Consider the following 13,956-nt stretch of genomic DNA (forward strand, 5'->3'; position numbering starts at 1 on the left):
AAACTATATAATATAGCAGGAGAGCGTTATAATAGAGAGGGGTGTAACGACAGATGAATAAGCAGCAGTATAATACGATTATGTGGAAAATTGAGCAAGAAAAAGAGCAAATTTTAAAAGAGATACACGAATTAACAGAAGAGAAACGGAGTATTGAGAAAAAGAAAGAATACGATCGTTATGTTGTTACTTCTCGTAGTATGTTGAAAACTGGAATGCATGTTTCAGCTGGGATGTTATCTTCTCACACGTTTTCGCCTGAGAGAATGGAAGAATGGAATCGGAAAATAGAAAAAATAAATAGTTTTATTCAAAAAAATGAAAATTTGTTAGAGCAAATGAAGGAAAAAGAAAGAGTCATTGAAAATATGTTTCAAGAAAATACAAGACTGTTCTTAAAACAAGAAGAACAACGAGAAGAGAAACAATTACTTGACTTGAAAATGTGTATGAATGGATGAGGTGAATAAGATGATTGATTCTGTACTGCCTGTATTGCCGGTGCAGCAAAATTTGCCTCCGCAAAAAAGTTCACAACGGGAAGTTCAGCAAAAAGATGAGTTGTCACCTTTTGCAAATGCAATGAATGAAAAACAGAGTGAAGATACGACAGGTGTAGAAAAAAGAAAAGCACAACAAGAGGAACAAAAAGAACAAGAAGCAGTTCCAAAAATCTCAAAACTTCCAAAAGTAGAAGGGGATTCTGCTAGAAAAGAAGAGCTTGGTCATAAAGAGTTAGAAGCTGTATTATTGTCTGTCTCCGATCAAATTGTTGCGTTAGAACAATTACGTGTACAACCAGAATTGTTATATCAATACATACAAAAATTACAAGAAATGTATCAGTCATATGGCAATATAAAAATGAGTGAGTTACCACAACATGAAATAGAGGCACTTCAATCATTTTTAGGAAAGTTGAATATCGAAAAAGCTATATGTTTAGAAGATACGCTTGAAGTTATGTTGAACAAAGTTGAAACGTTACAAAAGTTGTTACAGTTTCAAGGGATTGTACAAACAGAAATGCACAGTTTGATGAAAAACAGTAACTCATATCATGCAGAAGATGTGCAAGGTGAAGTGTCATCGGCTTACGGAAAAGAAGGATTGGATGAGATAGATGAATTGTTAAAAGAAAAGATTCATCAAATGCCACTTATAGATGATATAACTGGAGAAGTAGATGAAGGAATTGCTCCTCTTGACAGTCAAGTGAAAGGCAGCTTCATCGATAATCTTCAATCGCTAAAAAGTGATAAAACAATGCAGTCAGAAACTGCTTCGCTTCCTGAGTTAGGAAAGAAATTAGAAGCAAAAATCGATATGCTACAACGATTTGTTGTGAAGCAAGAGCGAGTTTTGTTTCAATTAAATCCAGAGAAGTTAGGTGCACTAACGGTCTACATGAGGAAACAAGGTGATCAAATTCAAGTGCATGTTGAAATGGATAAACACGATGTGAAAAAGAGCATTGAAATTGTATTGGACGAATTAAAGTTAAGATTAAAAGAAAAAGAGATTCATATTGAGCTAAGTTATTCTGATAAGAATGAGAAGCGTGAAGAGCAAGAACGTCAGCAATCACAGAAGAAGAAGCAAGATGTAATGAAGCATGAACAAAAACAAGAGCAAGACTTTGCTGGATTATTGGAGGAATAAACCGTGCCAAGTGTAGGCTTAAATACGACAACGACAAATCATATTCAAACGCAAGCAACGAAAAATGCAGCGACTGAGCAAGCAGCAACGAAAAAAAATCAAGGCGTTATGGGAAAAGATGACTTTTTAAAGCTGTTTCTTACAAGTTTGCAATATCAAGATCCATTCAATTCAATGGATATGAACCAAATGATGAACCAAATGTCACAAATGTCTATCATGGAGCAAGTCCAAAATATGACAGAAGCTGTTGATACGTTAAAAGCAACGATGCAAATGACAGCGTTAGATGGTGGGATGAAATTTCTTGGTAAATATGTAAGGGGCGTTGACGGTGAAGGGAAAGAAGTAGTTGGTCAAGTGGATACAGTTCGTTTAGCGGCGAATAATCAAGTACAGCTTGTCATTGGTGAGCGCATCGTACCATTACAGTTTGTAGAAAGTGTGTCAGATCAAGAAATTATTGTAGAAAAACCTGAAGAAGAGAAAGAAGAAAATAACGAAGACGTAACAGAAGTTACAAATTCATAAAAGGAGTGTACAAATAATATGATTAAAGCACTATATACAAGTATTACAGGCATGAACGCAACGCAAAACGCATTAAGCGTAACATCAAACAATATTGCAAACGCACAAACAGTTGGTTATAAAAGGCAAAAAGCAATGTTTGATGATTTACTATATAACAACACAATCGGTGCAAAAGGAAATGATAGCTCCGCTGGTACAAACCCAACAAGTATTGGTAACGGTGTGAAATTAAGTGGAACATCAACGGATTTTAATACCGGTTCAATTACATTAACAGGTGGAAAGATGGAAGCAGCAATAGAAGGAGTAGGCTTCTTTGCAGTAGGAGATAGTAATGGTGGGAACATTCAATATACGAGAAAGGGTACATTTGGTATTTCAGATGATTACTATGTTGTAAATTCACAAGGACAATATGTATTTGCATATCCTACAAATCCTCAAACAGGGGAAATTGATATGACAGCCCAAGCAGGACCTTTAAGGGTTCCAGTTGGGGAAGCAATCGGTGGAACGCAATCAACAAAAGGTGTACTTGGAGGGAATATTAATACAGTTGATGAGGGGATAACACAAGATTTAAAAGTATTTGATGATGCTGGAAATGAATATAAAGTATTGGTAGAAATTAAGAAAACGAGTGATCATAATTATTCTTACAATATATCACAAATGAACGTTACAAAAGGTGAAACGACATATAAGCCAGTATCTTCAGGTGCGAGTGGAAATATTGCTTTTAACAATGTTGGAGAAATTACAAGTGGGAGCCCAATAACATTTAGGTTTAATGGAACAAAGGATTTCACATTAGATCTTAGTAAATTAACGAATCACCCAACAAAGACACAGTTAAAGCCTTCTGAATTTAACGGAAATGGTGCGACGTATATTGAAGACTACTCTATATCTGATGGTGGTTATATTATGGCGACATATGAAGATGGAAGTACAAAGCCATTAGGACAACTTGCTGTTGCAACGTTCCCAAATGAAGGCGGTTTAATGAAAGTAGGAAATGGAAATTATATTGAAACACCGTCAACAGGGCAGCGGTCAATCAGTGTTTCTGATAACGTAAAAGGAAAAGCAACAGAAGGTTCAAACGTAGACTTATCCGTTGAGTTCGTTGACTTAATGTTATATCAGCGTGGATTCCAAGGAAATACAAAAGTAATTAAAGTAGCTGACGAAGTGTTAAATGATATCGTAAATTTAATTCGATAATAAGGAGTCAGTGAAATAGATAGAAAGGGCTTCTTTTCAAATGACTAGACACGAACGAATTTTACAGACACCGTTTTTTCAAGATAAACAAGATTTAGCAAAGCAAATTATAAAGCTTGAACAAGAAGAGCATTGTTATTTACCAGATCAGTTTGCTGTTAAAACAGTTCCACCGTATGCATTTGGGGAAAAACAAGCTATCATTGGGCGCGTTCATGAATTTTATTTTATCGGCCTTGTAAGTAAAGGGCATACAAAGTATCAAGTATTTGCAAATGAAATGAAATGTCGTGAATTTTTCATTATGCTCCCAAGTATTAAAGAGCAGCAAATGGCATTTTGGTTTAATAATATAGAATTGCTATCTGTTTCATAAAATAGAAGTTAGCTAGAAGTATAACAATACTTCTAGCTAACTTCCTATTTATAGAAAATGGGGGGATGACAGAATGACTCAAAATAAATATCGTGTTACATTTATTTTACCAAACGCTATTGAACAGCGTACAGTTTTGTCAGCAAATAGCTTACCAGAGTTAATTCGCAAAGTAGAAAGTATTATAGCTGATCCAAATGGTTATTTCGTCAATGATAAAAAAAATAACTGCTATTTTAAAGTGATTAAGGAAAATATTTCTTTTATTCAATATGAATTGTTATTTTCCGATAAAGCGATTCATGTTGAGAAGTTAAAGCATATTGCGCCAACTGTTTTACATCAGCTATTCCAAAAAATTCGAAGTGTTGAAATTTATACGTTGGCATTATTAGATGTTGATGAAGAGACGAAGCAAATTGTCTTATGTGAGATGGATGAGCAATTACGCTTTCAAGTGGAAAAAGAGCTGTTGAAAAAATGGGAAGTATCACCAACTGAGATTGTAGAAGCACAAGAGTTACTATTAGATACATTATCTTCATTTATACAGGAATAAATACCGAAGGGAATTGATTTTATGTCACAAGCACAAAGTATCTTACTAGAAAGTGGTACAAACGAGTTAGAAATTGTTACATATACAATTGGTGAAAATTTATTTAGTATTAACGTCATGAAAGTACGCGAAATTATTAATCCGTTCCCTGTTACATTAGTTCCAGAGGCGCATGGTGCGGTAGAAGGCGTTGTGCAAGTACGTGGTGAAATTTTACCAGTTATTAATTTGGCGACTGCACTAAATTTACAATCTAATAAGCAATTAGAACATACGAAGTTTATTATTGCAGAGCTAAATCAAATGAAGGTTATTTTCCGCGTTGATGAAGTACACCGTATTCAGCGTATTTCATGGGAACAAATTGATGAACCAGCTTCATTATCGATGGGATTAGAAGAAACAACGTCTGGCATTGTAAAACTAGACGGGAAAATTATTTTATTATTAGATTATGAAAAAATCGTTTGTGACATTAGCAACACAGGCTATGAGACGAAAAAATTGTCCGGGCTTGCAGAAAAATTCGATCGAGCTGAAAAAGTTATCTATATTGCAGAAGATTCAGCAATGCTTCGCCAAGTGTTAGAAGAAACGTTAACAACAGCAGGTTATACGAAAATTAACTTCTTCAGCAATGGTGCAGAAGCATTATCACAAATTGAAAAGTTAGCGAAGGAACAAGGAGAAAATATGTTCCAGCATATTAACTTACTTATTACAGATATTGAAATGCCAAAAATGGACGGTCATCATTTAACGAAAGTGATTAAAGATCATGAAGTGATGCATAAACTACCAGTTATTATTTTCTCTTCTTTAATTACAAATGAACTATACCATAAAGGTGAAGCTGTTGGTGCAAATGCGCAAGTAAGTAAACCGGATATTCAAGAATTAATTGGCCTTGTAGATAAATACGTTTTATAAAATAAAAAGTATAAAGAGGCTTCTTTCTTTGAGGGGAGGTCTCTTCTTTACGTTACTATACTTTCCATACATTTTTGTATGTTTTTTATTTGACGGATAATTTAGAAATATTATATGATATGGATATATGAAAAAAATGTTATTTTTAGAAAAAGATAGATAGAAACGATATGGGGGACTATGGAGTATGAGGGGGAAGCAAAAAAAATGGGTAACAATAAAGCGTTGGAAGTTTTACCACATTTAAAACATATGGTTACTGAAATGAATGAGGCACAACACGAAGAAGAAATAAAAAAAATAGAAAAAGAATTTTTAATATCGACTTATGAGTTACAAGAACTATATACGAAACTACAAGACTTTCAAAAAGATATTAGAAAAATAGGTGGAGTTATCGGCTACGAGAAAGAAAATATTACGTGGCTGAAATCGGAGTTGGAGCTTTTATTCTTAACATACCAATTTTGTCAAAAATATGGTATGAAAGTTGCGGATATTTCGTCGTATTTAAGTAAAGGAAAACTAGGCTTTTTTTCAAAGACATCAAGTCAAATGCAGAACACATATTATAAGTTAAAAAGTGGTGAAATGTTATTTGAAACAACGATGAAACAAAAGCCAGGTAGAAAAAGAAAACAAGCAGAGGAAATGAAAGTAGCATCGAAAGCAAAAGTAAAGAAAACACCAAAAGGAAATAAACAAAAGAATTTAGTAGCAATGCTATCAGGGATTGTAGAAAACTTTCGGGTTATTGATGTGGAACATGATAAAAAAGATGTGCAGCTTGAGCAACTAATGGAAGGGATTTATCACCTATCTACAATTGCTGTTACGAGAAAACATGATGATAGTGATATAAAACAATTAAAGCGTGAAATCAGCGCATTAAGAAGTGAAAATGAGCGTTTAAAACAAGAAAAAGCTGAATTATTATTAGAAATGAAAGACGTAACAAACGATATCGTTCATTTCATTACGAGCTCTGATGCTGATCAAATTCGTACATTACCATCCTTCTTAGATGGTTGTAAAGGGAATCTACAGAAACTTGGTTTATACAATAGTGGTAGTGAAGCGAATATGGAGCTAGTTGTAGAGACGAGAGGACAAGTTGTTTCGATGTCTTGAGGAGGGAAGGAAGTCACCTGGAAAAGGTGGCTTTTTTCATTTTTTTAATGAAATAGCATGTATTTATAAAAAAATATTAAAAAAAGCATTAAATAATAATATAATGATTATAGGATTTTAATTTATATATATAAAAGGAGTATTATTAAAAATGAAACCATTTTTATCAGCATGCTTAATCGTAAAAAATGAAGAAGATATGTTACGAAGATGTTTAGAGTCTCTTCAAGATGAAGTAGATGAAATTATTATCGTTGATACAGGATCAACAGATACAACAAAAGAGATTGCAAAAGAGTTTACAGATAAAGTGTATGATTTCAAGTGGATTGATGATTTTGCTGCTGCACGTAACTTCGCAGCATCACATGCAAATGGAGAATGGATTTTGGCAATTGATGCGGATGAGTGTGTGGATCGTGAAGATTTAAAAGAAGCTATTGAAGAAATGAAGGGTTATCATAATCAATATGATGCATATGCAGTAGAAATTCAAAGTTTTAGTGATGAGCTTGGTGAAGAAGTATCTGTAAATCGTATGGCGCGTATATATAGAAATAATAAAGAAATTCGTTATGAAGGTGCTATCCACGAACAATTTATGAATCAAGAGGGAAATCAGCAGTTAGCACTTTTGTCTTTAAAAATATATCATTACGGTTATCTAAAGCATATTGTTGAGAAGAAAAATAAACGAACGAGAAATATGACTATCGTTAAAACGATGTTGAAGACGGAAAAAAACAAAGGATTTGCGTATTTTAATTACGGCCAAGAACTTAGAGCTTTAAATAAAACGAAGGAAGCTTTAGATGCATTTTTAACGGCTTTTAAACATAAAGAAAGTGTATACCAAAATTGGGTTGGGAGATGTTTATACTTTATTGTTGAAAGTTTAGTAGTATTAAAGCGTTATGAAGAAGCATTGAACCTTATTGTTGATGCAGAGAAGATATTTCCTTCTGCACCAGATTTTCCATTTTGGAAGGGAGAAATTTATTTTACTCAAAAACGCTTTGATGATGCAAAAGAAGTATATATGAATATTATTAATCAGCGCGATAAATATGATAATGTTATTTTCCACGCTGGAGCGCAAGCTGTTCTGCCATACACAAGGATTGCCCAAATATACGAAGTTGAAAAGCAAGATTTGGAAGCGTTGAAATATTATGCGGAAGTATTGAATGAAAGTGGCTCACGTGTAGAGGCAATTGTAAAAAGTTTGTTGATATTGAGTAAATTCCATACGCCAGAGGAAATATATGACTTTGTAAATACACGTAATCTTATTGAGAAAGATCACATTCGTATTGAAGTACTGAAAAAATTATTAAATCAAGGGTTAGGGAAATTGACATTATTGCTTACAGAGGACTTTTTAAATCAAACTGATGCAATTGTTCATGCATTACAATTAAAAGCAAAAATGATTATGAATGAAGATACGCTTGATTTTGATGAAGAAGAGTTGATATATGGAGTACGCCAGAACGTATTAAATATTGCGGATCTTATTATGTTATATGAAAAAACAAAAAGTGAAAAAGTAAGAAAATTAATTGTAAATTCTAAATTCAAGCATGTGTTTGAGTATTTATTTACTGAAACAAAACGTGGAAAGAAAATAAAGCAGGGTGAATATGTAGCAATTTTAGAAAAAGCATTACGCTTCAAAAAATCAGAGTTTGCAGAACGATTAATTTCTTACGCAAATATATTCCCGAAGCAAGTATATGCAAAAATAGCCGATTTATTTTATGAGAATGGTTATGAAGATATTGCTTTAGAATTTTATCAGTTAGCTGATGAAAACCATATTTCGAAGCAAGGATATGTAAACATCATTGAATGGTTAATTGCGCAAGATAATAAGGAAGAAGCAAACCGTATTGCATTACAGGCGATAGCATTGTTTAAGAAAGATTTTCGTTTTTATAAATATGCGATTAATCTAGAGACGAAAGATAGAAGTTTAATTGTTTTAGAAGCTCTTCAACAATTTTCGGATAGTAACTGGTTAAAAGTGAAATAGGATAATGTGTACATAAATAAAAAAAGGCTCCATTTTCAATAGTGAAGGGAGCCTTTTTTTTATGTAAAATACATAACGGTTTCTAGAAAGCCTTCTGTATAGTGTCTGAGAAGGATACGATAGCTCGGGTTATATTGTAATATAAGCTGTGGAATACGCCAAAAGTCCTCTTGATTATGATATACACATACAGCCAACTTCGGTTTATATGTCTTAATGAGTTGTTCTGCACCAATTAATGTTTCATATTCGGCACCTTCGACATCAAGCTTTATGTATGTAACGCGTTCATGAATTATATCATCAAGACGTGCTGTTTCAACAGTGATACCACCTTCATTTGAAATTCCACTTGCAGAGCCACTATCGTTGTTAAAAATCATGTTTATACTTTGATTATATGTTGCGAACGGATAAACATGTACATTTGAGTGAGCTTCTAGCAAGCCTTTTGTAGTTTTATATTGATTGGGAGAAGGTTCGAAAACATGCACCGCCTCGTAGCTTGGATTTAATGTAATAAATTGCTTTGTTGTTTGACCATCGTATGCTCCACAGTCAACAAACACTTCTTTTTCATTAAAGTCGAATACATCAAAATATTGTTCATGTAACTTATAGGAGAAAAACTCCAATGATGTTGGATCAAAATTGTATCTAAAGTCAGTAATATGAAGTAACGTTTGACGAGAAAAATCGTCGTCTAATGTATTGTATAACCATTTGTATTGTTCAATATTTGTTTCTATATCTATTTCGTTATTCTTACAAAAATTAACTTGTGGAAATTTTTCTTTATTATAAGAAACAAGATCAAAATATGTTAAAATATGAGAAAATCTGTTTACTTTTAAATGATTTAGTGCAGTAATTAACTTACCATCAAGTACACATACGACAATTAAACTGGTGGGATTAATTTCTGATAGTTTATATATAGGAATATTTTTATGATTTTTCTTGCTTGTATAATCATCAATAATCCCATTTACGGTTATTCCCTCAATTGAAAAGGAATGTAAAAGTTGATCAGTATAATGATTTTTCCCCATAATATATATTGGAGTAGAAGGATTATAGAGTCTTTGGAATAAGTGTTGTTTTTGTTGTAATAATATTTGTTTTTTATTTATAATATGAAACATGTTATGTCATCCTCTCCAATCAATTAAACATTCAATATTGTTTACGTCAAAGGCATGCATGTTTAATTGCTGTCGTACTTCTTGTCGTTCTGCAAAAGCATTATCTATAAAAATAGCAGGTAAGTCTGTTTTCATATATTTGTATTTTTTATCATTTATACTTATATGAATAATTTCTTGGAATAGAAAAGGTGAAATCTTATGTTTTTGTAAGGTTTCTTGTACGTCATATTCATGTTTGGTAATTAACAACAATTCCTTTTTATCATTTACACATTGATATAGGAATTGTAGTAACTGTGTATTGACTCTGTCATTTATAATGAGAGTATCATCTAAATCAATATAAACACGTTCATATTGAATGCGAATGTTATAACGATTTATAAAAGCTCTATCAATCTCAAGTGAATATTCATTTGGCTGAATGGTAATATCAAAATTGGCAAAATCAAGAATAGAAAGTAGTGCCAAGTTCACATCTTTTCCAATAGTTAAGGAAGATGTTCCAGCCATTCTACTAGATATCTCTAATAATTTCCAGTTCCCTAGTTTGTCCCGTTTTAATTGGAAGAACCAATACCCTCGGAATGAGAGATGGTGGTTTAAGGTGTCAGCAATAGACTGAATATCTTCCGTTAGCTCTATTAATGTAGAGCTAACACTTATACCTGCTAATATTCTCTTACGAGTGCGTGGGCTGATATAACGCAATAATCCGTGCCGATCTGTAAAACAATCAACACTGACTTCTTCGCCTGGCAAATATTCGCAAATTAATAATTTAGGACTTTGGTTAATATGAAACTCTACTTCTTTTATATTATTTGCAATATATGTTCCTTTTCCACCCTGCCCGTCATCTGGCTTTAAAAAAACAGGATATTTTGTAATAGAACAAGGAGAATCGTATATTGTTGGGGTGAATGAATGATCCATAAATTTTTTATAGGTTAATGATTTATAGCGACATGTTTTTACAGTGTCTACATCTGCTGCAATAACAGTAGCAGATAATTGCATTTCATGCTCTTTTAGATGTAGAGCAACTGTATCGTGTGTTGGAATAATAAAATCGATTTTATTATTTTTTAATACCTCATTAAATTGTTTGAAAAAATTTTCCTCTGAGATATTTGGGATATTACCGATATAGTTTTTATAAATATAGCTACCATGATCATCCACACTGGAAGCACCATAAAGATTAATTCGTACTGCGTGTCGCAGTGCGAAGTTTATGTCAATGGCTGTTTGTGAACCACATGGAAAGACAAGGACGTTAAATTTCATATATAATCCTCCAAGTTTATTTAAAAGAGTATGTATTTTATAGTTTCTATGATGTGAGTCATCTCTTTTTCATTATATCTTTGATCAATCGGTATTGGAATGAGATACCGAGTTAACTCGTGTTCGAACCAACTTGAATCTGTGTATTGTAAGACTTCTTTCCAATATGTTGCGACATATATATTTCTTTCAATTAACCGCTTTTTTACATCTTCTTGACGGATGAAGAAGGGGTAAACCATTGGACCATTTAAAGAATTTATATTTAAAGTTATTTCATTAATTTCTTTTAACTGATTATGTATATAAAAAAAGTTATCATTACGACGATTTTTCGCATTTTCATAATCAATACTTTGTAATATACGTTGCGTTAACTTTGACATACGCTTTGGTTCTTCGTTGATAAGTAATTCTTCATTTTTTTGATATAATATGTAACTATCATTAGCGCAACAATCAATTCGCTTTGCCAAAAAATTTAGTCGGCTGTAGGAATAATCACTCGAGAGTTTTTCATTTAATGTTACGTTTGTGTATAGATATCCACCGTCTGGAACACCAAAAAATTTTCGTGGCGAGTAAATTGTATCTATGTTTTTAATTGGCTGCTCAAAGAATGCTTGTGTATTGTCTACAATAACATTTTTAATATGATGGGTGATTTCCTCTACATTTCTTGAACAAATTCCAAAATAATTGATATATAAGAGATATTCATCATTACCCAAGGATCTATTAAAGATTGGATAAAAGTTATCGTCAATATTATAAAATTCATAATTTATTTTTAAATCTAAAATAGGTTCTAAAATACAATAGCACATGTAATATGGGAGAAATATTTTTTTAATTTTCTTTGCTTTTAATAAGTAATATAATGCACTTCTTGCCTTATTAAGTCGAATAGCTGATGAATGGTATTCGACTGCTTTGGGTAACTCTAATTCAAAAAAACCACCAATCTCTTTATGTATCATGTACTTGTCACCTCATAATAATTTAGTATGTTTTTTATTTCATCTTTTGAGCAAAACATAAGTAAGTCAATAATAGAGAGATTAGGTTCAAATGAACGGTAGCTTTGTTTATAATTAACAAGTTCCATGTTACTTTGAAGAAACGATAACTTAACTCCTTTCTGTTTAAATTTTTGATCATCAAATAATTCCTTTCCACCAATTGGATTTACATATTCAGTGGCATTTAATTGTCTACTAATAGCTAATGCCCATTCTCCTGCATCCTGTACATTTGTATAATCAAAGTTACGATGTGATGAAATTTCATGTGAAAATGGTATGTCCAAATAGTCACATATTGTTTTTAATATATGTGTATTTAGTACTGTGATACTTGTTGTATCATTATATAAAGCTTCCTTAATTAAATGTATACATTGTGTATAATAAGGTGCTTTTTTCTTATAATGAGTCAATTGATTAATAATTTTTAATCTCCAATCTGTCGAATTATTAATTTGAACATTTTTAATTAACCCTTTATGATTATATTTTTCTAATGGTACGATAACATATTGCCATCCTTCTGTGGGATGTAAAATACGATTTCGATTAATCCAACCATGTCGAATAAACTGGACATCATCAAATACAACCCAGTGATCAACATGTTGAATAAGCTGAAAATATCCAATATAGGGGAAAAAATAAGGTTGCATGATACCAACTTTCATTATTAAAACCTCCCAATGTTAAGATTCATAGTCTAATCTTTCCAGTGTAAACGATTTGCGATTGCATGGTAGACTTCTGGATATATTTCAAAAACACTTGAAAGCAACTGTAAAGCGCTGTAACGGTCTTTACTCCAAATGCTAAGAAAACGCCATTGGATGAAGGCATATACCCGATTGGTTAGCCATTGCTGTAGTTTAGCTTTATCTAGGTCCATATGTATAGCTTCATCATATAGTTTTTCAAGCTCTGTTATTGTAGAAAGATCTGTTTCCATCGGCATATTTGCACTTATGCTATTTTCATGTATTCGATATACACCAACATAATCGGGTATAAAAGCTATATCTCCTATCAGCATCATATTTAAATACAAGAATAAATCTTGGCATTCTGTCTCTTCTAAGAAACATTTTCTTTTCAAAGCATCTTTACGGCGATACATTGATGTTAATACACTAGTAATATGAGGGTATCTCTCTGTTTCATAATGTAAAAAGTAATCAATCCCATTTGTAATCTTTGGTATATCCACATTTGTATAGCTTATTTTTCCTGAGCTTGTATGTAATATTTTTAAATTCGCAAATACAAGTGAAACGTTTGGGTTTTCTTCTAGCAATGTTACCGCTTTACTAATATAGTCATCTTGAGTTAAATAGTCATCGTGATTTATCCCTAATATGTATGTCCCTTGAGCCAGTTCATATAATAACTTACGACTATTTTCTTTGGCACCTAAATTAATTGAATTACGGATATACCTTACTTTAGAATTATTTTTATACAGCTTCATCATTTCGTCGGTACCATCAGTAGAGCAATCATCAGAAACGATAATTTCTATATTTTTATAGTCTTGACGTAGTATACTATCAACAGTTTCTTGTAAGTAACCTTTCATATTATAAGAAGCTACAATAACACTAACTTTAGGGGAGTGAGTGTTAGATACTAGCTTTTTATTACTAGCTTTTTTTATATGTTCATTCACATGAATTAGGGAATGGGATATACATTCTTGTAATAAACTATCGTTTGTATATTCAGCAGCTTTTCGATAGTAAAAAGAGGCCTCTTCCCATTCTCTTTCACGCTCCATTAGTTGTGCAAATTGGAATAATAATTCAGGGTTTTTAAAGTTAATTCTCATTCCTATTTGTAGTAATTGTTTGGCTTCTTTTAACTTACCTTCTTTTAAAGAAACCTTTGCTCGCATTGAATAAATAATAGTATCATTTGGTGCAATCTTTTGTAATTGTTCTAATAACATGTTGGCTTCGTTATTCATATCCTGTTCTATAAATAAATTAATGTTTTGTTTAATAGATTCTTTAATTTGCTCTATATTATGCATATTGATAAAT

At 32.2% G+C, this 13,956-nt stretch carries 14 protein-coding genes; 9 read left to right on the plus strand and 5 right to left on the minus strand.

From position 1 onward, the window contains the following. Window positions 1–53: 53 nt before the first annotated feature. The 9 genes from BAMA_RS05410 (at window position 54) to BAMA_RS23430 (ending at window position 8,454) form a co-directional block, all read left to right on the plus strand. Complete coding sequence (locus BAMA_RS05410) at window positions 54–461, plus strand: hypothetical protein (protein ID WP_034636891.1); 408 nt, start codon at window positions 54–56, stop codon at window positions 459–461. After that, window positions 454–1,662 (plus strand): flagellar hook-length control protein FliK, encoded by a 1,209-nt coding sequence (locus BAMA_RS05415; RefSeq protein WP_415782949.1) that lies wholly within the window; start codon window positions 454–456, stop codon window positions 1,660–1,662. Before BAMA_RS05410 ends, BAMA_RS05415 begins: the two co-directional genes overlap by 8 nt. Before the next feature lie 3 nt (window positions 1,663–1,665). Beyond that, window positions 1,666–2,193 (plus strand): flagellar hook capping FlgD N-terminal domain-containing protein, encoded by a 528-nt coding sequence (locus BAMA_RS05420; RefSeq protein WP_034636897.1) that lies wholly within the window; start codon window positions 1,666–1,668, stop codon window positions 2,191–2,193. A gap of 18 nt (window positions 2,194–2,211) precedes the next feature. After that, window positions 2,212–3,423 (plus strand): flagellar hook protein FlgE, encoded by a 1,212-nt coding sequence (locus tag BAMA_RS05425; protein ID WP_034636899.1) that lies wholly within the window; start codon window positions 2,212–2,214, stop codon window positions 3,421–3,423. A gap of 40 nt (window positions 3,424–3,463) precedes the next feature. Next, complete coding sequence (locus tag BAMA_RS05430; protein WP_034636902.1) at window positions 3,464–3,799, plus strand: DUF3964 family protein; 336 nt, start codon at window positions 3,464–3,466, stop codon at window positions 3,797–3,799. Window positions 3,800–3,872: 73 nt separating this feature from the next. After that, window positions 3,873–4,358, plus strand: a complete 486-nt coding sequence (locus BAMA_RS05435; protein ID WP_034636904.1) for a hypothetical protein — start codon at window positions 3,873–3,875, stop codon at window positions 4,356–4,358. A gap of 21 nt (window positions 4,359–4,379) precedes the next feature. After that, window positions 4,380–5,288, plus strand: coding sequence for a chemotaxis protein (locus BAMA_RS05440; RefSeq protein ID WP_034636907.1), 909 nt, complete (start codon window positions 4,380–4,382; stop codon window positions 5,286–5,288). A 207-nt stretch (window positions 5,289–5,495) separates the two neighbouring features. After that, the gene (locus BAMA_RS05445; protein WP_034637157.1) at window positions 5,496–6,419 is read left to right on the plus strand and encodes a DNA-binding domain-containing protein; all 924 of its coding nucleotides are present in this window, start codon (window positions 5,496–5,498) and stop codon (window positions 6,417–6,419) included. 151 nt (window positions 6,420–6,570) lie between these two features. Further along, the gene (locus BAMA_RS23430; RefSeq protein WP_051758869.1) at window positions 6,571–8,454 is read left to right on the plus strand and encodes a glycosyltransferase; all 1,884 of its coding nucleotides are present in this window, start codon (window positions 6,571–6,573) and stop codon (window positions 8,452–8,454) included. Between the two features lie 59 nt (window positions 8,455–8,513). Here BAMA_RS23430 and BAMA_RS05455 read toward each other — a convergent pair whose 3' ends face one another. From BAMA_RS05455 to BAMA_RS05475, 5 genes are read right to left on the minus strand one after another with little or no spacing between them, the layout of a single operon-like run. Next, on the minus strand, window positions 8,514–9,599 hold the full coding sequence (locus BAMA_RS05455; protein WP_034636909.1) for an FkbM family methyltransferase: 1,086 nt from the start codon (window positions 9,597–9,599) through the stop codon (window positions 8,514–8,516). 6 nt (window positions 9,600–9,605) lie between these two features. Then, window positions 9,606–10,892, minus strand: a complete 1,287-nt coding sequence (locus BAMA_RS05460; protein ID WP_034636911.1) for an ATP-grasp domain-containing protein — start codon at window positions 10,890–10,892, stop codon at window positions 9,606–9,608. 20 nt (window positions 10,893–10,912) lie between these two features. After that, on the minus strand, window positions 10,913–11,872 hold the full coding sequence (locus BAMA_RS05465; protein ID WP_034636914.1) for a hypothetical protein: 960 nt from the start codon (window positions 11,870–11,872) through the stop codon (window positions 10,913–10,915). Further along, a complete protein-coding gene (locus BAMA_RS05470) occupies window positions 11,869–12,588 on the minus strand; it encodes a WbqC family protein (RefSeq protein ID WP_034636917.1) in 720 nt (239 codons plus the stop codon). Before BAMA_RS05470 ends, BAMA_RS05465 begins: the two co-directional genes overlap by 4 nt. A gap of 32 nt (window positions 12,589–12,620) precedes the next feature. Next, window positions 12,621–13,946 carry a glycosyltransferase gene (locus tag BAMA_RS05475; RefSeq protein ID WP_034636919.1) on the minus strand — a complete coding sequence of 442 codons (1,326 nt, stop codon included), beginning with the start codon at window positions 13,944–13,946 and terminating at the stop codon, window positions 12,621–12,623. Window positions 13,947–13,956: the final 10 nt, after the last annotated feature.

It is taken from the genome of Bacillus manliponensis (genome assembly GCF_000712595.1).
In the GTDB taxonomy this organism is placed as follows: Bacteria; Bacillota; Bacilli; order Bacillales; family Bacillaceae_G; genus Bacillus_A; species Bacillus_A manliponensis.

What these genes read in the sequence shown, in the direction of transcription:
- BAMA_RS05430 (WP_034636902.1), top strand. Translation starts at nt 3,464, where the DNA reads ATGACTAGACACGAACGAATTTTACAGACACCGTTTTTTCAAGATAAA.
- BAMA_RS05460 (WP_034636911.1), bottom strand. Translation starts at nt 10,892, where the DNA reads ATGAAATTTAACGTCCTTGTCTTTCCATGTGGTTCACAAACAGCCATT.
- BAMA_RS05445 (WP_034637157.1), top strand. Translation starts at nt 5,496, where the DNA reads ATGGGTAACAATAAAGCGTTGGAAGTTTTACCACATTTAAAACATATG.
- BAMA_RS23430 (WP_051758869.1), top strand. Translation starts at nt 6,571, where the DNA reads ATGAAACCATTTTTATCAGCATGCTTAATCGTAAAAAATGAAGAAGAT.
- BAMA_RS05470 (WP_034636917.1), bottom strand. Translation starts at nt 12,588, where the DNA reads ATGAAAGTTGGTATCATGCAACCTTATTTTTTCCCCTATATTGGATAT.
- BAMA_RS05415 (WP_415782949.1), top strand. Translation starts at nt 454, where the DNA reads ATGGATGAGGTGAATAAGATGATTGATTCTGTACTGCCTGTATTGCCG.
- BAMA_RS05455 (WP_034636909.1), bottom strand. Translation starts at nt 9,599, where the DNA reads ATGTTTCATATTATAAATAAAAAACAAATATTATTACAACAAAAACAA.
- BAMA_RS05435 (WP_034636904.1), top strand. Translation starts at nt 3,873, where the DNA reads ATGACTCAAAATAAATATCGTGTTACATTTATTTTACCAAACGCTATT.
- BAMA_RS05465 (WP_034636914.1), bottom strand. Translation starts at nt 11,872, where the DNA reads ATGATACATAAAGAGATTGGTGGTTTTTTTGAATTAGAGTTACCCAAA.
- BAMA_RS05440 (WP_034636907.1), top strand. Translation starts at nt 4,380, where the DNA reads ATGTCACAAGCACAAAGTATCTTACTAGAAAGTGGTACAAACGAGTTA.
- BAMA_RS05425 (WP_034636899.1), top strand. Translation starts at nt 2,212, where the DNA reads ATGATTAAAGCACTATATACAAGTATTACAGGCATGAACGCAACGCAA.
- BAMA_RS05410 (WP_034636891.1), top strand. Translation starts at nt 54, where the DNA reads ATGAATAAGCAGCAGTATAATACGATTATGTGGAAAATTGAGCAAGAA.
- BAMA_RS05475 (WP_034636919.1), bottom strand. Translation starts at nt 13,946, where the DNA reads ATGCATAATATAGAGCAAATTAAAGAATCTATTAAACAAAACATTAAT.